20 protein-coding genes are annotated in these 21,232 nt (G+C 37.2%); 5 read left to right on the top strand and 15 right to left on the bottom strand.

Going from position 1 to position 21,232, the window contains the following annotated elements; translation table 11 throughout:
* Window positions 1-233 precede the first annotated feature (233 nt).
* Both AC0KUU_RS10900 and AC0KUU_RS10905 read right to left on the bottom strand, forming a co-directional pair.
* Window positions 234-560: a Na-translocating system protein MpsC family protein gene (locus AC0KUU_RS10900; protein ID WP_043981928.1), complete on the bottom strand. Its 327-nt coding sequence runs from the start codon at window positions 558-560 to the stop codon at window positions 234-236.
* A gap of 37 nt (window positions 561-597) precedes the next feature.
* The gene (locus tag AC0KUU_RS10905; RefSeq protein ID WP_043981927.1) at window positions 598-2,034 is read right to left on the bottom strand and encodes an NAD(P)-binding domain-containing protein; all 1,437 of its coding nucleotides are present in this window, start codon (window positions 2,032-2,034) and stop codon (window positions 598-600) included.
* A 390-nt stretch (window positions 2,035-2,424) separates the two neighbouring features.
* On the opposite strand from AC0KUU_RS10905, the gene AC0KUU_RS10910 reads away from it, so the two are divergent.
* Window positions 2,425-3,327: a COX15/CtaA family protein gene (locus tag AC0KUU_RS10910; protein WP_322551958.1), complete on the top strand. Its 903-nt coding sequence runs from the start codon at window positions 2,425-2,427 to the stop codon at window positions 3,325-3,327.
* 45 nt (window positions 3,328-3,372) lie between these two features.
* Here AC0KUU_RS10910 and AC0KUU_RS10915 read toward each other — a convergent pair whose 3' ends face one another.
* The 10 genes from AC0KUU_RS10915 to xylA form a co-directional block, all read right to left on the bottom strand.
* The gene (locus AC0KUU_RS10915; RefSeq protein ID WP_043981925.1) at window positions 3,373-4,257 is read right to left on the bottom strand and encodes an SDR family oxidoreductase; all 885 of its coding nucleotides are present in this window, start codon (window positions 4,255-4,257) and stop codon (window positions 3,373-3,375) included.
* A gap of 349 nt (window positions 4,258-4,606) precedes the next feature.
* Complete coding sequence (locus tag AC0KUU_RS10920) at window positions 4,607-5,101, bottom strand: universal stress protein (RefSeq protein ID WP_043981924.1); 495 nt, start codon at window positions 5,099-5,101, stop codon at window positions 4,607-4,609.
* Between the two features lie 147 nt (window positions 5,102-5,248).
* Window positions 5,249-5,545, bottom strand: coding sequence for a cytochrome o ubiquinol oxidase subunit IV (gene cyoD, locus AC0KUU_RS10925; RefSeq protein ID WP_043981923.1), 297 nt, complete (start codon window positions 5,543-5,545; stop codon window positions 5,249-5,251).
* The gene (gene cyoC / locus AC0KUU_RS10930; RefSeq protein WP_043981922.1) at window positions 5,546-6,145 is read right to left on the bottom strand and encodes a cytochrome o ubiquinol oxidase subunit III; all 600 of its coding nucleotides are present in this window, start codon (window positions 6,143-6,145) and stop codon (window positions 5,546-5,548) included.
* Between the two features lies 1 nt (window position 6,146).
* Window positions 6,147-8,114 (bottom strand): cytochrome aa3 quinol oxidase subunit I, encoded by a 1,968-nt coding sequence (gene qoxB / locus AC0KUU_RS10935; protein WP_237074807.1) that lies wholly within the window; start codon window positions 8,112-8,114, stop codon window positions 6,147-6,149.
* Window position 8,115: 1 nt separating this feature from the next.
* A complete protein-coding gene (locus AC0KUU_RS10940) occupies window positions 8,116-9,054 on the bottom strand; it encodes a cytochrome c oxidase subunit II (protein WP_165575981.1) in 939 nt (312 codons plus the stop codon).
* A 383-nt stretch (window positions 9,055-9,437) separates the two neighbouring features.
* Window positions 9,438-9,584 (bottom strand): hypothetical protein, encoded by a 147-nt coding sequence (locus tag AC0KUU_RS10945; RefSeq protein ID WP_157842273.1) that lies wholly within the window; start codon window positions 9,582-9,584, stop codon window positions 9,438-9,440.
* A 205-nt stretch (window positions 9,585-9,789) separates the two neighbouring features.
* Complete coding sequence (gene xylE, locus AC0KUU_RS10950) at window positions 9,790-11,211, bottom strand: D-xylose transporter XylE (RefSeq protein WP_162214058.1); 1,422 nt, start codon at window positions 11,209-11,211, stop codon at window positions 9,790-9,792.
* Between the two features lie 301 nt (window positions 11,212-11,512).
* Window positions 11,513-13,015, bottom strand: coding sequence for a xylulokinase (gene xylB, locus AC0KUU_RS10955; protein WP_165575280.1), 1,503 nt, complete (start codon window positions 13,013-13,015; stop codon window positions 11,513-11,515).
* Window positions 13,016-13,073: 58 nt separating this feature from the next.
* On the bottom strand, window positions 13,074-14,411 hold the full coding sequence (xylA, locus tag AC0KUU_RS10960; protein ID WP_162214056.1) for a xylose isomerase: 1,338 nt from the start codon (window positions 14,409-14,411) through the stop codon (window positions 13,074-13,076).
* 234 nt (window positions 14,412-14,645) lie between these two features.
* On the opposite strand from xylA, the gene xylR reads away from it, so the two are divergent.
* Complete coding sequence (gene xylR, locus AC0KUU_RS10965; protein WP_028408895.1) at window positions 14,646-15,803, top strand: transcriptional repressor XylR; 1,158 nt, start codon at window positions 14,646-14,648, stop codon at window positions 15,801-15,803.
* Window positions 15,804-16,067: 264 nt separating this feature from the next.
* On the opposite strand, the gene AC0KUU_RS10970 is transcribed toward xylR, so the two are convergent.
* Window positions 16,068-16,964: a TetR/AcrR family transcriptional regulator gene (locus tag AC0KUU_RS10970; protein WP_322551957.1), complete on the bottom strand. Its 897-nt coding sequence runs from the start codon at window positions 16,962-16,964 to the stop codon at window positions 16,068-16,070.
* Between the two features lie 267 nt (window positions 16,965-17,231).
* Here AC0KUU_RS10970 and AC0KUU_RS10975 point away from each other — a divergent pair, with 267 nt between their 5' ends.
* The gene (locus AC0KUU_RS10975) at window positions 17,232-18,464 is read left to right on the top strand and encodes a cytochrome P450 (protein ID WP_043981914.1); all 1,233 of its coding nucleotides are present in this window, start codon (window positions 17,232-17,234) and stop codon (window positions 18,462-18,464) included.
* Window positions 18,465-18,642: 178 nt separating this feature from the next.
* On the opposite strand, the gene AC0KUU_RS10980 is transcribed toward AC0KUU_RS10975, so the two are convergent.
* Window positions 18,643-19,107, bottom strand: a complete 465-nt coding sequence (locus tag AC0KUU_RS10980; RefSeq protein ID WP_043981912.1) for a hypothetical protein — start codon at window positions 19,105-19,107, stop codon at window positions 18,643-18,645.
* A 246-nt stretch (window positions 19,108-19,353) separates the two neighbouring features.
* On the opposite strand from AC0KUU_RS10980, the gene AC0KUU_RS10985 reads away from it, so the two are divergent.
* Both AC0KUU_RS10985 and AC0KUU_RS10990 read left to right on the top strand, forming a co-directional pair.
* The gene (locus AC0KUU_RS10985; RefSeq protein ID WP_013056563.1) at window positions 19,354-19,776 is read left to right on the top strand and encodes a CBS domain-containing protein; all 423 of its coding nucleotides are present in this window, start codon (window positions 19,354-19,356) and stop codon (window positions 19,774-19,776) included.
* A 65-nt stretch (window positions 19,777-19,841) separates the two neighbouring features.
* A complete protein-coding gene (locus AC0KUU_RS10990) occupies window positions 19,842-19,967 on the top strand; it encodes a hypothetical protein (protein WP_013056562.1) in 126 nt (41 codons plus the stop codon).
* Between the two features lie 60 nt (window positions 19,968-20,027).
* Here the strand turns inward: AC0KUU_RS10990 and AC0KUU_RS10995 are convergent, their stop codons facing one another.
* Window positions 20,028-21,083 carry an aldose epimerase family protein gene (locus tag AC0KUU_RS10995; protein WP_322551956.1) on the bottom strand — a complete coding sequence of 352 codons (1,056 nt, stop codon included), beginning with the start codon at window positions 21,081-21,083 and terminating at the stop codon, window positions 20,028-20,030.
* Between the last annotated feature and the right edge of the window lie 149 nt (window positions 21,084-21,232).

Below are 21,232 nucleotides of genomic sequence, written 5' to 3' on the forward strand. Positions count from 1 at the left end.
TCGATTCATTCTCTTTTAACTCGCTTTTACAGCTCCTCTATAAAACAGTGTGTTTTTAACCATTTCCCCTCTCTTTTTCATGAAAATATCTATAAAAAGAGCCGTGAAAACAGAAGGGAATCCTTCTGTTTTCACGGCTCTTTGCTTCTGTAAACAGAAGATAAGCATCCGTTTTTTACGTATTTTGCACAACAAACGATTTCATCGAACGTTTTGCAATTTATATAGCGAAGTTATTTAAAGCAAATAACCGTACAAGAATTCTCTGTAACAGGATCATAGTCTCTAAATAAAGAAGTGACCTGGATATCAAATAAAAGCTCCACTTTTTGCTTTAGCATTTTTTTATATTTAGTCGACAAAGCGGCATCAAGAGACATCACTAATTCTCTATATTCTTCACTGAGTGCTTCGAGTGCCGGCATTCTTTTTGATTGAGCTAGTATAAGAATTTTATTATCAATAATATCTATTTTTTGAGTATTCACGCCTACATGAAAAATTTCTTGGCTAATTTGAGTATACAAAGTAGCTATCTTCTTTTTAGAGATCGGCTCCATATGCTTCACCTTTTTCATTGTTAAAAATATGTTTTTGCTATATTGTTTTCACTTGATTATTGTCCTTTGACCAGCTGCCGACAAATTCAGGCTCATCATAGTCAAAGAAATTAGTTAAATTCTCATGGCGATTATCAATAAAAAGCTGATTGGCGACTTCTGAGACGAGCTTTGGTATCGCATATTTTAGCCCTGAAAGAGCGGATGCAGAAATTCCACAGCTAATTAAAGCGGAATAATTAAAAGCAAAAAGGCCATATACCATTTTTTGACCTTCCCTATTACGACTTAAAAAAGCAAAGCCGTTACTAAGGTAAGGATGGGCATCCAATACTGGGTTGGCAATTTCATGCGGTGCTTTGTAATGATCGTTCCAGCGAGCGATGTGTTTTTCAACAAGTTGCAATTCTGGACGCAGAGCCGGATCTGTTAGAAGTCCGGTGCTAATAATTAAATAGTCAAACGTAAACGTTCCCTGAGGAGTGGTTACAACTGCTTTGTCGTGTTTTTCCTCGACGTCGAGCCATGGGGCATGTACGTGCAAATGAAAACCTGGCCATGAGGAAGCGCGTCCAAATGTATCATTCGTAGGCGGCTGATTGTATTCGAAAAAATGAGCCATCACTTCATATTTTTCAGCATCTGACAGAGCATGGAAACGTTCAATCATTCCTGAAGCTTCCATTTGTCTGATTGGATTAATACGCGGAAGTTCTTTTCGTCGAACAAATACATGAGCTTCAGCAACTCCTTCGGAAAGCGCATAGTTGGCGTTATCAAACGCGGATGCTCCTCCTCCTAAAACAGCTACTTTTTTGTTCTTCAACGTAGTAAAATCAATGGTTTGTGAAGTGTGAGAATAAAGATGAGGCGGCAATTTTTCAGAAATCATAGGTGGAACATGCCATTCTCCTCCTCCTTGAATTCCTGTAGCTAGTATCACTTTACGTGCCATCAGTGTAGAACACACGGCTCCATTCCCTTCAATATGCAAGCGATGGATACCTGTTTCTGCTGGCTCAATTAACGTTAATTTTATTTCATTCGCCACAGGAAGGTTAAGAATGTTCCGGTACCAGCGCAAATAATTCATCCAGTCTCCTCTTGGAATTTTGTCAAGAGCTTCCCATCCTTCTGAGCCGAATTGTGCTTCCCACCACGCTTGAAACGTCAGTGAAGGAATTCCTAAATCGATAGATGTTAAGTTTTTGGGCGTTCTTAGCGTAATCATTCGCGCGTACGTTTCCCACGGACCTTCTAAACCCGAACGATTTTCATCAATAACAAGAATATTCGACACGCGTTCTCGCAGCAAGCCAAAGGCTGTTCCTAAACCGCTTTGACCTCCTCCAATAATGATTACATCGTATACGTGTCCGCTCTTAGGGGTAATTGGCTGTACCTCTGTTGGTTTCCTAAAGGAAAGATAAGAAAGATCGGTTTCTACTCTTTTATTTAAAGCTTCTAAGCTCATCGCTATCTCTCCTTTCAATAAAGTTTCTCCGTGATAAAAGTTTATTTTATACCTAACACAAAATGATAGGTTTTATAACATCGTTTAATTTATATTTATATTATCACTTTTGGAATATGATTGTATCTCCATTCTCTCTAAAGTTTTTTTTGCAAATTGTATAAAATCACTAATATAATTTTTTTATATCTTATGTATGGAACCATATTTACATCGTTTAAAAGGAAAAAACCATTACAAAGTTTAATGAAGAAAGCTTTTCTGACATAAATTTCAAGGGGAACATGTGCAAGTTTGTGACAGTTATTTGTTAATTACGCTCTACTACTTGACTATCGTATTCATCAAATCTATAGTCATAATTAGTAACTCAGCAAAGGGAGTCAACGTATGAGAAATTTATTTAAAATAACAGCTATATTTACAACGATTGTTATGTTTATTTTAATGATTGCCGGCAGTCTGGTCACAACCACAGGATCTGGATTAGGGTGCGGAAACGAGTGGCCGCTGTGTAACGGGCAGTTAATACCCGAATACGCGGTAGCAACAATGATTGAATATACGCATCGTTTGATTACCGCATTTGCAGGTCTTCTCGTTTTAGCATTTTCTATTTGGGCTTGGATTCGTTACCGCAGAAACCGTGAAGTGAAAATTTTAGCGATTCTGAGTATTGCATTTATCGTTATTGAGTCATTACTCGGGGCTTCTGCAGTTATCTGGCCTCAGTCAGCTGAAGCGCTAGCACTGCATTTCGGTCTTTCGCTTATTGCGTTTACCGGCGTATTTTTGCTTTCCATGTTTGTTATTCAAAAAGACCGTTCGGATCATTTTATTAAAGGAGCGGTCACAGGCAAATTTAAAGGGCTCGCATGGTTTACGCTTATATTTACCTATTGCGATATTTATTTAGGTGCATATGTGCGTCACAAAGGTGCAAGCTTAGCATGTACAAGCTTTCCTGCTTGTTATGGCAATACGCTTATTCCAAAACTTTCAGGAACAATAGGTATTCATTTTGCCCACCGATTTGCTGCTCTTGTACTGTTTGTTCTTATCATTTGGATTATGGTATCTGCCATCAAACAGTACAAAGAAACTCGCCGTGATATTTATTACGCGTCCATCATTGCGGTTGCTTTAACCATTGCTCAAGTATTCAGCGGTATCTTTGTTGTCATGTCTCGTTTAAATGTCTTTGCTACACTGTCTCACTCAGCATTTATTACAGCGTTATTCGCTACGCTTAGCTACATTTGTGTACAGACTTTAAAAGGTAAAAGACGATAACTCAAAAAAACACGTGCAGTTCATAACTGCACGTGTTTTTTTGAGTTAAGCTAGTTCTATTCCGCCTGTAATCCCGTAAACTTGAGCTGTTACGTAGCTTGCATCCGTTGAAGCTAAAAATACGTATACATTTGCCAACTCTACTGGCTGACCAGCACGCTGCAACGGTGTATCTTGTCCAAAGCCTGGAATAGCGTCGCTTGGCTGCCCTCCAGAAATTTGCAGCGGCGTCCAGATAGGTCCTGGAGCAACGGAGTTGACGCGAATACCTTTTGGAGCTAATTGCTTGGCTAGTCCGCGAGTGAATCCGTTAATGGCAAACTTTGTAGCTGCATAGTCTAATAAATTAGGACTTGGGCTATAGCCTTGTACAGAACTTGTTGTAATAATAGAAGCACCTGCCGGTAAATAAGGCAGCGCTGCTTTTACGGTCCAATATAAAGAGAATACATTTACTTCAAAGGTTTTGCGCAGTTGGTCCGTTTCTAAATCAGCAATATCTTCTACTGCCTGCTGTTTGCCAGCTACGAGCGCTAGAACATCTAAACCATCTAATTCTTTATAAGCTTTTTCTACTAGCTCTTTGCAAAAAGCTTCTTCGCCTACATCACCAGGTATGAGAACGGCTTTTCTTCCTTCTGCTTCAATAAGCTTTTGTACTTCTTCTGCATCTGCTTGCTCTTGTGGCAAGTAATTAAGCGCAACGTCTGCACCTTCTCTTGCGTAAGCAATCGCTGCTGCCCGGCCAATACCTGAATCTCCGCCCGTCACAAGAGCTTTTCTGCCTTTTAATTTACCTGCACCTATGTAACTGTTTTCCCCGCAGTCCGGGATGACGTTCATTTCTTTTTGTACACCGGGCGGTTCTTGATACTGTTTTGGATAGTCTTCATGGAAATATTGAGTTAATGGATTATTTAGTTTTGACATATTCGTCACTCCTTTATGAATGAATCCTTAACCAACTAAGGAAAAGTTTTCTATATACTTGTTCTTCCCGTCCTCTTCTTTAGTAAACATGCTTGATGTGCTCTATTATCCTCACTTTTCTTTCATTACCTTTCCCCTTCAATCAACAGCTAAAAACAGCTGCATACCTGAAATCTACGTTTACCATCACAATAAAAAAATCCGAACGAGTCGAATTCTTTATTAAGAATCTCGATTCCTCGTTCAGATCTTCTTTTAACTAAGATACAATTATCCCCCCCTCTTTAAATAAATGGTGAGAGCTTTGTATTTTACTGTGAACAATAAGCGTTCTTTTTCTTCTGTTCTGCTACTCTGTTAGTTCCACTTGTAAAGGCTTTGATTCTTCTTCGGCTTCTTTAGGAGTGCGAACAATTAACACATCACATTTGGCATAGCGTAAAATATGCTGAGATACGCTTCCGATTAAAATGCGCTCTACGGCGTTTAGCCCCGTCGCACCGCATATAATTAAATCAACGTGCTTATCGGGAGCAATTTTTTTAGATATTTTTGTTTTAGGAGAACCGTGTTCAATTAATGTCTCGACTTTCGTTACTCCAGCCTTAAGAGCTAGGTTACTATAGTTGGTCAAAAGTTCTTCAGCAAATTTCTCTGCATCTTGAAAGCGTGTATCTGTATAGAATGCATAAGGTGATGGACTTAACGCCTGTATGTCGATAACGTGACAAACTATTAAATGAGCGTTATTTTTTTTCGCACTGTTAACTGCTTTTTTGAATGCCCACTCTGCTTCTACAGAACCGTCTACTGCTACGAGGATGTTACGATAAGCCATATTCATCATAATCTCTCCTTTGTCTTTCGTTTATAAAGAACTTTCCTTGCTACACTTTTATTTTACTTCTTGCGCAAACGAAAGTATGTGATTTTTATCACAATATATAGAAATTAATAAAAATGGAGCCGTGTGTAGTGCACGGCTCCATTTTTATTGAACTTGAGAGTTAAAAGTCATTATCCAAATCGATCCTGCTACAATCGTAATAACAAAAACGATTCCAAGTATTAAAGCCATCACATTATAGCGGGGCTTCTCTCCGTCTTTGATATGCATGAAGAAAAACAGTTGAATGAAAAATTGAAGCACGGCCATTCCTAGAATGCTAGCTAGTAATATATTTTTAGAAAATACATGGTTTAATACCAGCATCAGAGGAATAACGGTTAAAATAATCGAGAAAATAAATCCTATTGTATAAGCTTTTAACGATCCATGGTTCTCCATCTACATCACCCCCATTAAATACACAACCGTGTAAAGGAAGATCCAGACAGCATCAAGAAAATGCCAGTATAAGCTGATAATCGTCACTTTTCGCTTTGTTACAGAGGTAATTCCATATCGTTTTAATTGGATTGTAATTGAAATCATCCAAATGATGCCGACAGAAACGTGCAGCCCGTGCGTACTAACTAGCGTATAGAAAGCTGTAAAAAATGCGCTGGTGGAAATGGTTGCTCCTTCATGAACCATTGTTTGAAATTCATGAATTTCAAGGCCCACAAAGCACATACCTAAGAGCAGAGTTACGATTAGCCAGCCAATTAAAGGTTTTATTTTTCCCTTGTGCATGCTCAGCACAGCTAATCCGCTCGTAAAGCTGCTCGTTAATAAGATAAACGTTTCAGAAACAAATCCTGGAACTTCAAAAAATTCCTTTCCTGTAAGGCCTCCCGCAGTATGATTAACAAGAACGGCATACGTAGCAAATAATGCTCCAAATAGGATGCAGTCCGTTACGAGGAAAAGCCAAAAACCCATAACTTTGATTCCTTCATCATGTTCATCATGATGTTCTTCGTGGTGCGCTGTCGCATAAGCCATGTCAGCCAACCCTCCCTACTGAATCTTCTGTATGTCGAATTTCATCCACCGGAATATAATAGTCCGAGTTGTATTGAAAAGAACGAACTAGTAAACAAGCTCCGACTCCTGTCAAACCGAATATCGCCATCCACACCCAGTGGAACGTTAAGCCAAAACCAGCAATGAACCAGAAAACCGACATGATAAATGGAATACCTGAATTCTTAGGCATATGAATCGGAGAGAAAGCAGCTGTTTCCTTCGCTTTTTTCTTTTTTCTTTCTTCTTTTATTGTCCACCACGCATCTTGCCCCGTTACTGTTGGAATCACTGCAAAATTGTAGTGCGGCGGCGGTGAAGGGATGGACCATTCTAATGTACGTCCATTCCAAGGATCCCCTGTTACATCTTGTTCGCCGTACTTAATGCCATGAAGAATCTGCCATGCTTGAAAGATAAACCCTATGCCCATAAAGAAAGCTCCGACTGTAGAGATAACGTTCAGTGGTCCCCATCCCATGTCAAAGTCGTACGTATAAATACGGCGTGTCATTCCCATAAACCCTAATGCGTATTGAGGCATGAAGCATACATAAAAACCAATATTCCATGTCCAAAACGCCCATTTACCAAGACGGTCATTTAATTTAAAGCCAAACATTTTTGGCCACCAATAGTACAAACCTGCAAAAAAGCCGAATACAACGCCTCCAATTAACACTTGGTGAAAGTGTGCAACTAAAAAGTAGCTATTATGATACTGATAGTCTGCGGGAGCTGCTGAAAGCATAACACCCGTTGCTCCTCCCACAACAAAACACGGGATAAAAGCAATTGTCCATAGCATTGGCTGCGTCATTTGAATACGGCCGCGGAACATCGTAAATAACCAGTTGAACACTTTAACACCCGTTGGAATTCCGATAGCCATCGTCGTAATAGCAAAAAACACATTCACATTAGCACCTGCACCCATCGTAAAGAAATGATGTACCCATGTGAAATACGATAGAACGCTAATAATCATCATTGAAAAAACCATAGACTTATAGCCAAATATCTTCTTTTGAGAAAACGTTGCAACGATTTCAGAAAAAATGCCGAATGCAGGAAGTACAACGATATACACTTCAGGATGTCCCCACATCCAAATTAAGTTAATGTACATCATCGGATTTCCTCCGCCGGTCATAGTAAATAAGTGTCCGTCAAAGAAGCGGTCAATAAACAATAAAGCAAGCGTTACGGTTAATACAGGAAACGCGAAAATGATAATAATACAGCTTGCTAGAACGGACCACGTGAATAGGGGCATATGCATAAGTTTCATGCCCGGTGCACGCATTTTTAAAATAGTCATAATAAAATTAATTCCAGAAGCCAAGCTGCCAATACCTGATATTTGAATGCCCCAAATATAAAAATCTTGACCTGGTCCAGGACTGAACTGCATGCCAGAAAGCGGAGGATAACTCAACCATCCTGCATCTGGCGAGCCGCCGATTACAAACGACAAATTGAAAAGCATGGCGCCAAAGAAAAATAGCCAAAAGCTTACCGCGTTTAAAAAAGGATAGGCGACATCCCTTGCTCCAATTTGAAGAGGTACAACAATGTTAAAGAACGCAAACATAAGCGGCATTGCCATAAATAGAATCATAATGGTTCCGTGCGTAGTAAAAATTTCGTTGTAATGATTAGAATCTAGAAAATGCCACTGAGGGAATGCTAGTTGCATACGCATTAATAATGCATCTACTCCGCCTCGAAACAGCATTAATAATGAAGAAAGCATATACATAATACCAATTTTTTTATGATCCACCGTTGTGAGCCACTCACGCCATAGCCACTTCCATTTTTTAAGATACGTAAGAACAAAAATAATACCGGCTAATGTTAATAAAATGGCGACATCTGCTCCATAAATCATCGGTTCTCCTGTCACAAAAAAATGAGATGAAAAATCTTTTAATTTTTCTAACAACTTATTTTCCTCCTTCCTGGTGCTCATGCTGTGCATGTACTTGTTCTTCAGAAGCCACATTCATAGTCTTCATGTCTTCATTTTTCATATGGTGATGCTGACTATAATATTGACCACCGTTTTTAATGACAATTTCTTGGAATAAGCCTTTAGGAATGGTAGAATACGATTTTTCTAGAGAAAGACCTTGTTGGGCAAGATTGCTATAATCAGCTTTTGTTAAAGCTGGTGATGTTTCTTTCACTTGCTTTACCCATTGATTAAATTCTTTTGTCGATGTAGATTTAACTTTAAAGTTCATATGAGCGAACCCTTCACCCGTAAAATTAGCACCCGAACCAAAATATTCTCCCTTGTGATCAGCTTGCAGCCAAAGCCCCATTGCCATTCCCGGCATGGTATATAATTGTCCTCCCAGCTCCGGTACCCAAAAAGAATTCATAGGGGCATCTGACGTTAGCACGAATTGAACGGGCACATCTTTTGGAATGTTGACATAGTTCACTGTCGCAATATTTTGATCCGGATATTGAAATAACCATTTCCAGTCAAGGGATGTTACTTCAATTGTTAGTGGCTTTACATCTTTTTTCGGCGGATCTACTAAGTCATACGTCGTCTTGGCCGTAGCGAAACCTAAAATACCAATAATAATAATGGGGATGCTCCACCAAATAAATTCAAGACGCTTACTATCGTCCCAGTCTGGCCGATACGAAGCCTTATTTCCAGGCTTATCACGGTAGCGTAAAACGATATACACAAGCAGACCTAAAACAGGAATAACAACAATTGTGCATAAAATTATGGAAAAAATAATTAACTGGTATTCTTTTTGAGCCACCGCCCCCTGCGGATTTAAAATCAAATAACGACTATCACAGCCTGCTAAAAAAATTGTGATGAATACGGAGAGAATGATTAACTTGCCAATATGCATTGATTTTTGCTTTCTCACCTAAGCTCAGGCTCCCTTCTTCTAAATCTCTGTACATAATAATGGTATATAAACGTGGATATTAGAGATGCATCTCAACAGATCAAAAGGCTAATAACCTCCTAACATATTGAAGTTTGTCATGACATATTGCTTACTCCTAAAAAATTATCATGTTGTATCATTAAAAGGTGTGATATTCATCACACTTGAAGCGCTTTTTATCTAGTTTAAATGGCTTTACCATAAATTCGTCACATATTTGGGTAATTGTGGGGAATAAAAGGTGCCTTGTGACTATCCTAATAAAAGAAAAAAACTCTTCCAGTTTTTATTAACTGAAAGAGTTTTTTATAAGTACTAGATGAAGTATTGAGCTTTAACACTTACTGATTTGCTTGTTTGACCTGCTGAAACATCCAATCAATCATTTTCCGATTCTGATACGCGGGAACCCAGGAAGCATGATCATACTTTAATTCTTTAGGATATTCCGTATATAGCGGATACCCCCAGATTTTTTGTAAATTCATTGCACCGTTATTTATATTTACGATGAAACACTCCTCATAAAGAAAACTATATTTCTATTTTCAAAGAGACTTATCACTATAGCAATATTTTTTAAAAAAGCTATCCACTTTCTTCATAAAGCTTACATATTAAAAACACCTAAAGATAGTTTAGGTGTTTTTGAAATTTTTATATTCATCTATTCTCTAAGTAAAAGCTCAATGGTTATATGGCCTTCTTACTCTTTGAAGCCCCTACTTTTTTTCTCCACATATTTTCCATTTGTTCGAGAGTTTTACCTTTTGTTTCAGGAACAAATTTCCAGACAAACAAAGCAGAAAGTATACTCATTAAACCGTAAAAACCATATGTTAATCCTCCGCTATATTCCATCATCACGGGATATGTAGAGGAAATAAAATAGTTAGCCGCCCACTGAGCAGCTACGGCAATAGCTACAGCACGACCTCTAATTTTATTAGGAAAAATCTCTGAAATGAGCACCCAACAAATTGGTCCCCATGACATCATAAAGGAAGCTGTATAAATAATGATAAATACAAGCGTCCCTATACCAATGATGTTTGAAAAAGCCATGCTTGCTACACCGAACATTCCAATGGCCATTCCGATAGACCCTGTTATTAATAAAGGTTTTCTTCCCAAACGATCAACCGTCAAAATTGCAATTACTGTAAAAATAACGTTTACTAATCCCATAATAATAGTTTGCAGCATAGAAGAACCTTTAGCTGCTCCCATGCTTTCAAAAATACGCGGAGCATAATATAGAGCTACATTGATTCCTACAAACTGTTGAAATACAGAAAGCAGTATACCTACAACGATAACTAATTTTCCATATGCCAATAATTTTTCAGACGAAACATTGGTAGAAATTGTTTGTTTAATATCTTCTAAAATTGATTTCGCTTCTGAAGATCCATTAATTTTAGTTAGTATGGCTAAAGCTTTTTGATCTTGATTCTGTATAGCTAAGTAGCGAGGCGTTTCAGGAACTAAAAACAAGAGTGCTGCAAAGAGTAAAGCTGGAATGGCTCCTGAAGCAAACATGTATCTCCAACCTACATCATTAATCCATTCTAAGGTTTCCCCATTTGCAATACCCCAATTCACGAAGTAAACGACTAACATTCCAAAAATAATCATAAATTGATTGAACGATACCAATCTGCCGCGAATATCTGCCGGTGCAATTTCTCCTATATAGATGGGACAAATGGCTGATGCTAAGCCAACACCAATCCCACCTATAATGCGGTAGAAGTTAAAAGCAAGTAACAAAGAGAGTGTCGGTTCCCCTTTTGTGAAAAATAAAAACTCAGGATAAGAAGCGCCTAACGCTGAGACTATAAAAAGAATAGCTGCTAGTATAAGTGATTGTTTGCGTCCTAGTTTCGTCGCAAAATAACCAGATACCAATCCTCCAATAATACATCCTATTAAAGCACTTGATACAGTAACACCATGTGCTAAAGATCCTAACCCTAAGCTGTCAATAAGATACACCTTTAATGATTCTTCAGCTCCAGATATTACAGCTGTATCATATCCAAACAGTAACCCTCCGATAGCGGCAACTAAGGTAATAGAAAAAATATATAATGAGTTTCGATTTTGTTTCATGCGTTGTTAAAAGCAGTTAGTTAAAAGTAACAGTAGAAGTTCTATTTCTAACTGAGTTCGCACTTATTTGAATACGCTTTCAAATTCTTGGAACACAAAAGAAATTTTCGTCGTCTATTCGACTAACTGCTCTTATCCTCCCCTCCAATGTACGTATTTTTCTAGTGAATCAAATCTTACTACAGCATTTTCTATACTTCCTTTTGTGTTAGGTATATCGATATACAACCATAATCAATTGATACAAGCTACTTTCATATGAAGTTTCTTTTTAAAGTAAGGTTGCATATTTTGCAACCTATTATTTCCTTTTAAATTCGCCTAGCTTTTTACTTAAGTCGTTTGTTTGAAGGTAGACTTCTTTATATAATTCATAAAGCTGTTTATAGACTTGTACATGTTCTGCATTAGGATAATATGTTTTCGACGAGGTAATAAATACGTTTGCACACTCTTCCAATGAGTTATACCAGCCACAGCCATAAGCTGCTAGCATGGCTGCTCCTAACGCTGGGCCTTGTTCAGTAGACAACTTTACGATTTTTGCATTAAAAACGTCTGCTTGAATTTGAAGCCAATGATCATTTTTTGCTCCTCCGCCAATTGATACAATAGACGTAATTTCCTTTCCGCTTTCTCGAAAGATTTCAATTGACTCATTTAAAGAAAACGTAATACCTTCAATAACCGCTCGCGTAAAGTCTCTCTTTTTATGAGAGGCGTCCATTCCTATAAAACTTCCGCGAATCGTAGCATCTGCATGCGGTGTACGTTCCCCAACTAAGTAAGGGGTAAATAAAAGGCCGTTTGATCCGATTGGTACATTTTTTAGGTCAGCCAACAATTCTTCAAACGTGTCGTTTTCTGCGAAATTTTCCTTAAACCAGCTTAAACTGTGACCCGCAGATAGCGTAACGCCCATCGTATAAAAGGCATTTTCTTTTCCATGATTAAAATAATGGACTTTTCCATTAAAGTCTCTATCGCTTCGTTCCTCATAAGAAAGAACAACACCTGATGTCCCAATGCTACATAGTGTTTCCCCTGATGATAAAATGCCGGCGCCAATTGCTCCGCAAGCATTATCAGCTCCACCTGCAAATACTTTCGTTGAAGTGGCTAATCCCGTTTTTTGAGAGAACGCTTCACTAATATTGCCTATGCATTCACTAGATTCAACTAGTGGCGGACAAAGATTAATATTGATTCCTGTTAATTGGCAAAGCTCATCATCCCATTTTTTCTTGCTGATGTTTAATAATAATGTACCGGCAGCATCTGAATATTCACTATGAATAAAGCCGGTCATTTTAAAGCGTAAATAATCTTTAGGCAGCATAAATACAGCTGCTTTTTCAAATATAGCCGGTTCATACTCTTTTACCCACAATAACTTAGGAAGAGTAAATCCTTCTAAAGCCTGGTTTTTTGTTATCTTTAAAAGACGTTTTTCTCCAATGACTTTATAGAGATGATGACATTGTTCTGTTGTTCTTGTGTCATTCCACAAAATGGCGTTACGTAATAGGTTATAGTTTTCATCCAGCATCACAAGGCCATGCATTTGTCCAGAATAACTAATTCCTTCTATATCTTCGGGTTTTATATTAGCGTTAGCAATTAATTCACTTAAAGCACTAGCCGTCTGCTGAACCCATTCTTCTGGATTCTGTTCGCTATACCCTGTTTTTTCATGAAGGAGAGGATAATCCTTAGAAACCACAGCGCAAATCTTGCCTTTTGTATCAACTAAAACCGTTTTTACGGCGCTTGTTCCTAGATCAATTCCAATTACATATTTCATCTTAATACCTCCGCGTTTATAAACGAGAGTAGAAATCGTTTCTACTCTCGTTTGTTTTTTAAACTTCCAAAATATATTGATTTAAAATAGCCTTTAATCGTTCTTGTCTTCCTGATTTATTCATAATATTCGGATTTTTAAACGCGTACTGCTCCAGTGTATGGAAGTTAGCTTTTCCTTCCACAATCTCAAGCCCAATTCCCTCTTTAAAGCTGCTGTAGCGCTCGTTGATAACATTTTCGAAAACACGATCTTCTACTAATTTATGTGCTACTTTCAATCCTCGAGCAAACGCATCCATTCCTGCTACATGAGCATAGAGTAAATCGTCTTGTTCAAAAGAACCTCTGCGTACTTTGGCATCAAAGTTTAATCCTCCGCTTCCCAGCCCTCCATTTTGCAGGATTTCATACATTGCTAGCGTTGTAGAATATAAATCCGTTGGGAATTCATCTGTATCCCAGCCTAAAAGAGGGTCACCTTGGTTTGCATCCACTGATCCTAAGAAGCCTTGTACTCTAGCTACTCGTAATTCGTGTTCAAATGTATGCCCAGCTAACGTTGCGTGGTTAGCTTCTAGATTAAGTTTGAAGTATTTATCTAATCCGTATTGTCTTAAAAATGAAATAGTTGTTGCTGCATCGGTATCATACTGATGTGTCGTAGGTTCTTTAGGTTTAGGTTCAATTAAAAACTGCCCCGTATATCCAATTTCGGTTGCGTAATCTACAGCCATATGCATAAATCTAGCTAAGTTATCTAGCTCTAACTGTAAATTTGTGTTAAGCAGTGTTTCATATCCCTCACGGCCGCCCCAGAATACATAATTTTCTGCGCCTAATTCTTTTGCTGTTTCAAGCCCCTTTTTTACTTGAGCCGCCGCATAAGCAAATACATCTGCATTACAAGAAGTAGCTGCACCATGAACGAACCGGGGATTTGTAAACATATTCGCTGTGTTCCATAATAACTTTACGTTACTTGTTTGCATATATTCTTTGATCATAGTGACGATAACATCAAGATTTTTATTTGTTTCTTGCAACGTACTGCCCTCAGGAGCAATGTCTCGATCATGAAATGCGAAGAATGGAACATTTAATGTTTCAAAAAGTTGAAAAGCTGCCTCAACTCTAGCTTTTGCTAAATCCATTCCATCATATCTATCCCAAGATCTTTGCATAGTAGCTGCACCAAAAGGATCCGTACCATCTGCTGTAAACGTGTGCCAGTAAGCAACAGAAAAACGCAGCTGATCTTTCATTGTTTTACCGCCTACTACTTCTTCAGGATTATAGTATTTAAAAGCTAAAGGATTTTTAGAATCTTTACCTTCGTATAAAACTTTGTTTGCGCTTTCAAAATAATTAATTTTATTAGTACTAGTTTGGACCATTTGTCATTTCCCCCTTCGATTTAAGTGAACAAGTTTATCCATTAACTATCTTGATTCAGTTAGTTTGTTTATCCAATAAACTAACTTTATTTCATCATATACAAAATAAATGTTTATTTCAATGTTTTTTTTAGAAAATTTAGTTATAATATTAGATATGATACTTTTAAATATCTAATTCAAGCTTCAAAAAACACCAACTTAGTTCGATAGATAAACAAAGGAGTGGTTATTATTCAAATTGCAGATCAAGCTTTAGTAAAAAAAATGAATCAAAAATTAATATTAGATGAAATTTTAAAGAACTCCCCTATCTCCAGGGCAACTCTCTCTGAGATTACAGGATTAAACAAGTCTACTGTCTCCTCTCAAGTAAATACACTGCTTGAAAAAGATTTTATTTTTGAAATTGGGGCAGGGCAATCCAGAGGCGGCAGAAGACCTGTAATGCTTGTTTTTAATAAGAATGCAGGCTATTCGATCGGTATCGATATAGGAGTCGACTATCTTAACGGAATTCTAACCGACTTAGAAGGAAATATTATTCTTGAGAAGACTTCTGACTTGTCTAGTTCTTCTGCTAGTGAAGTAAAAGAGATTTTATTTGCACTTATTCATGGTTTTGTAACCCATATGCCTGAGTCCCCTTATGGTCTAGTGGGAATAGGGATTTGTGTTCCAGGTCTTGTAGATCGTCATCAGCAAATTATTTTTATGCCTAACTTAAATTGGAATATCAAAGATTTGCAGTTTTTAATTGAGAGTGAGTTTAATGTTCCGGTTTTTGTTGAAAATGAAGCTAATGCAGGAGCATACGGTGAAAAAGTATTTGGTATGACAAAAAACTACGAAAACATCGTTTACATCAGTATTAATGTCGGAATTGGAACTGGACTTGTTATTAACAACGAATTGTATAAAGGTGTTCAGGGTTTTTCTGGGGAAATGGGTCATATGACGATAGATTTTAATGGCCCCAAATGTAGCTGTGGAAATCGGGGCTGTTGGGAATTATATGCTTCTGAAAAAGCGTTACTGGCTTCGCTCTCTAAAGAAGAAAAGAATATTTCTCGAAAAGAGATTGTGGAACGTGCAAATAAAAATGATGTAGAAATGTTAAATGCACTTCAAAACTTTGGCTTTTATATCGGAATTGGATTAACCAATATTCTTAATACATTTGATGTAGAAGCTGTTATCTTGAGAAATCATATAATTGAATCTCATCCCATTGTTTTAAATACGATTAAAAACGAAGTTTCTTCTAGAGTCCATTCTCATTTAGACAATAAATGTGAACTATTGCCTTCTTCGTTAGGAAAAAATGCACCTGCTTTAGGAGCGGTTTCTATCGTTATTGATTCTTTTTTAAGTGTTACCCCTATAAGTTAGTTAAGTGAACGCAAAGGTTAGCAAACTATATCACGTTTGATCTTAAGAATGAAGCAGCTATTTTCGATTAATTGATTTTCTATAAAAGGGAAAGAATTACCCTCTTCTAATAAGAGTGTTATGTCTGTCTCCGCCACCTTTTTCATCCCATGCAGCCAGTCACCTATCATAACGGCAACTGGCTGTTTATATGTTATTGGCAACCTGCTCTTTTCTAAACTACGGAGAGTCTTGCCTTTTGGGTTAATTTACCTGCTTTTCACATTATGAAGCATGTCTTGTCAGAGTAGTTATGACTTCTTTATATTCCTCTAACTCTTTGGTCTGTGCGAGAGTATTGATTTTCTCTAGCGATAAAAGAGAACTCTGAATAATAAATGTGCGAGGCTCCGTATCATTTTGCAGTAATTCATCAGATATAAACGTCACAAATTCCAGACTCTTCTTTTGTTCCTCTTCATTTGTTAGTTTATTTTCAATCACCCGTTTTAACTTCGCGGTTACGCGCATAAGCTCAGTCGAAAAATGACTTTCTGTTTTCTCATTAAATACCGCAGAGTAAACGGAAGGATTAAATAACTGTTCTTTTTGTTCTGCTACTTCGATTACGATCTCCTCTATACGCCTCATACAATAACGGACAATTTGTTCAATAGGCAATGGATAGTTTAGTGCTTTATTCATTTTAAATATATTGTTAAGCATTCCTTCTAGCAGCACAGCTCCATCAAATAAATAAGGAAAAGTCTTAGACGGGAAAATCTGCTGCAAACGTTCATATATCCAGTTGAATGTTGCTGTTTTTAACTCCTCTATATATTGAAATGTTTTGATCTCATTTAAAATGAGTGTACTTTCAATCATTTCAGGAATTTTGTTTTGCTCTGCAAAGTTCAGCATAAAAATTATCTGTTCTTCAAATACCTTCTGATTGTCTCCTTTATATTCAATGGCTACTTTTTCTCTTTGGAGAATAAGTGATTCTTGCAAAGACGAAAGTAATGAGAGAAGGAGTTCGCTTTTAGATGAAAAATATTTATAAAATGTTCCTTTTGAAATACCGCTTCTTTCTAATATATCTTGTACCGAAGTGTCTACGTATCCTTTTTCCATAAAAAGCTGGTGCGTATGCCCTAAAATATCGAGCTGTTTTTGGTTCATTGCTGCTACTCCTCTGTTTACAATTTACTTTTTATTTAGTATAACTTATCTGCCTTTTCCTACGTGAATTTTATCCTTTTTCCTTGATAAATAAATAAAAATAATTATATACTATTAGTACATTTTTATACATGTGGTATAAAAATGTACTAATAGTATAGGTTAATTAAACAAAGCAACTATTTATCTAGCAAGTGACAACTACTAAGCGCTATGTAGCTAGTAAATTCCAAATTTATACCTATTCTGAAGGAGGAATAAGATCATATGAACAAAGAAGTCATTCCCGTTACAGAAATTCCAAAATTCCAATCACGTGCAGAAGAGTTTTTCCCTATCCAATGGTATAAAGAAATGCTGAACAACCACCCTGTTTATTTTCATGAAGAAACAAACACATGGAATGTATTCCAATACGACCATGTTAAACAAGTCTTGAGCAACTACGAATTCTTTTCAAGCGATGGGCAAAGAACCACTATTTTTGTTGGGGATAATAGTAAGAAAAAAAGCACATCTCCAATTACCAATCTTACAAACTTAGATCCTCCTGACCACCGGAAAGCGCGATCTTTGCTTGCTGCAGCCTTTACTCCTCGCAGTTTAAAGAACTGGGAACCGCGAATCAAACAAATTGCAGCAGACCTTGTAGAAGCCATACAAAAGAATTCAACTATTAATATTGTTGACGATTTATCTTCTCCTTTTCCTAGTTTAGTTATAGCAGATTTATTCGGTGTACCGGTAAAAGACCAATATCAGTTCAAAAAATGGGTAGATATTCTGTTTCAGCCTTATGACCAAGAAAGATTAGAAGAGATTGAACAAGAAAAGCAGCGTGCAGGAGCTGAATATTTTCAATACCTCTACCCGATTGTCATTGAAAAGCGCTCCAACCTTTCTGATGATATTATCTCAGACTTAATTCAAGCCGAAGTTGATGGTGAAACATTCACAGATGAAGAAATTGTACACGCTACCATGCTGCTTTTAGGTGCAGGAGTTGAAACCACAAGTCACGCCATTGCAAATATGTTTTATTCTTTTTTATATGACGACGAGTCGTTATACAGCGAGCTGAGAAACAATAGAGAATTAGCTCCAAAAGCAGTAGAAGAAATGCTTCGATATCGGTTTCACATCTCCAGACGAGATCGGACGGTTAAACAAGATAACGATTTATTAGGCGTTAAGCTAAAAAAAGGAGATGTCGTTATTGCGTGGATGAGTGCATGTAATATGGATGAGAATATGTTTGAAAACCCTTTTTCTGTAGACATTCACCGCCAAACTAATAAAAAACACTTAACGTTTGGAAACGGACCTCATTTTTGTTTGGGCGCCCCTCTTGCCCGACTTGAAATGAAAATCATATTAGAAGCATTTTTAGAGGCCTTTTCTCATATCGAACCATTTGAAGATTTTGAATTAGAATCGCATTTAACTTCTTCAGCTACGGGGCAATCTTTAACGTATTTGCCGATGAAGGTGTACAGATAAAGTTTATGTGCATGACAAAGCAGAGAAACGTGAAAGAGGTTTATCTTCTCTCATGTTTCTCTTTTCTTTTATTATCTCGTTTAACTACTTATGTACCAAGTTTAGGAGGGCTTTAATACGATTTAAAGCTGACAGTACCGAAATATAAGTGGCGATGAGCTGGTTAACGAAATATCAGCTATTGCCTTCTCTGCCTTAAAGCATCTTCTATAAAATGCTGATACAAATAATTAATAAGAGCAGTCGCAATCGAGATGATAAAAAGTTGAAAACGCGTCATGTTGACCATTTTGTATACCTTTAGTTTTTCTGCCAGACTCGTCAAAGGATAAGCAAATAGATAATCAAATAGAACGTTAATCAGCAAATATTTTTTAAAATTTCCATAGGTCAGCTTGAATACCCAAAAATTAGCTACAAAAAATGGGCCAAAGATAAAAGATATATCGCTTGCAAGTTTAGGGAAAAGAGGTTTTCTCACTTTCCACCAAGTAAAGCTTTTAGATAACTCACTGATAAAAGCAATAACCAATGAACTAAACGTTAAAACAGGTAGGTATCTTTTAAAGACAAATTTATCAACTTTTACTATAGACAGCCAAGGCAATAAAAGTACTGCCAAAAGCGTTAACTTTCCTTTCATTATGTACCCAACTCCTGCCGTTACGAAAATGTAAGCTAGATCATATCCTCTTTAGTTTGTGTAATAGGCTCTTTTTTATGTGCTTATTACACTGCGTTAGTTCTTTTATTCGCCTTTTGTTACAAAATTTTTTCCTTTCTTTATTTTAATCCTGTACTTTTTTGCTTTTAGGAAATTATTGAGTCTCATATTCTGCATGTGCATGGAGAAAATACGGAGGTGAATGTTTAAAAGGAGGAAATAAAAATGACTACAGTACGTGAAGTTATGACTAAAGATGTGAAAGCTTGTGCACCGCACGACCCAGTAACAGCAGCTGCAAAATTAATGCGTGATATTAATTGTGGTTCTGTGCCGGTGTGTCAAGAAAATCGAGTAATGGGAATGATCACAGACCGTGATATCGTGTTAAATTGCGTGGCGGATGGAAAAGATTGCAACACTGTGCATTGCCATGATTGTATGACTAAAGATGTAATTACGTGTTCTCCGGATACGGATATTCACGAGTGTGCACGTATGATGGCTGACCATCAAATTCGCCGCATTATTGTAGTGGAGAATAATAATATGGTTGGAATCTGTGCAATCGGCGACCTTGCGACAGTGAACGTATATGTTGATGAAGCCGGTGCAGCATTAAGCGAAATTTCTAACCAAGTTCATTAAAACTTTTCAGCATATAAATCCTTAATGCTTGTACAAAATAACCCTGTCTGCAAGGAGGTGCTAACATGCCAAATTTAAACGATAACAAATTTAAAAAGATTCAGTCTGAGAGTCAAAAGCAAGGAAAGTCTCAAGAAGAATATGCGGCTGAGCTTGACGCTAATCGTGCAAAAAGCCAAAAGAAAAAGTAACAATAAAAGGATTACAATCGGCAGAGGCTCGTTTGTAATCCTTTTTATCATCCCGTTTTGTTACAGGCTGCGATCAGTTATAAATGTATAGTGAGTATATGCTTCATACTTCTCACCGGGCTTTAATACACAAGAAGGAAAATGCTTATGATGAATAGCGTCTGGTAAACCTTGTGTTTCTAGGCAAACACCGAGGTATTTCTCTGAGTGAACCCCTCTAATTTCGAATTCTTCGTCTAGATGATTTCCCGTATAGAGAACAACTGAAGGCTGATCCGTTTTGACTTCTATTTTGCGGCCGCTTGCAGGATCAAATAATGACATCTGATTTTCAGCTTCTGCTTCTAAAAGAAATGGATGATCGAACCCTTTACCCACTAATATATTTTGCGGATGTGTAGAGTCCACACCTTCCTTGAGACTATGTCCTTCTCTAAAATCAAATGGAGTATCTGTGACGTTTAGCGTTTCTCCAGTAGGTAAAAGATCATCATTCAACTCTAAGAATTCGTTACTTTTCATCTTCAAAACATGATCTAAGACCGTTTCTTTTAGATTTCCGTTTAAATTGAAATACGTATGATTTGTTAAATTGATAAGAGTGTCTTGATCTGTTGTTCCTTCATAAGAAATATGGAACTCATTTTTATTCGTTAATGTATACGTAACTTTCACTTCAAGGTTGCCGGGATACCCTTCTTCTCCGTCTTTACTTACATATGTAAATTCAACACCTACATGATCAGTTGTCTCAATAGTTTTGGCATTCCATATTTTATGACTGAATCCTTCTTTTCCGCCATGCAAATGATTGTTTCCTTCATTTTTCTCTAGACGATAAGTTTCATTATTAAGCTCAAACGATGCTCCACCTATACGCCCTGCTACGCGTCCAACCACAGCTCCGAAATAAGGAGAATACTTTTGGTATTCTTCTATTGAATCAAATCCCAATACAACACTTTCAATCTTCCCTTCAGAATCCGGCATTTCAATATTTGATATTACACATCCATAGTCAAGGCAGGTGATTTTAAGCCCTTCATCATTTAATAAGGTATAAGCATGTACAGCTTGATTGTTTAGTTCGCCAAATTTCTCTGAGTTCACTTTCACTTTTAATCAGTCCAATCCTCTTTTTATTCGTAAATTGCTTAACGGACCCTACATGTTATAAACATCGGATATGTTGTTATAGTTCCCTCTGCAATCCTTCCTGAATCTTCATTATTCTCATTTTATTGTAATCGTGTACATTTCTTAAT

It is taken from the genome of Priestia sp. ST2 (genome assembly GCF_055810735.1).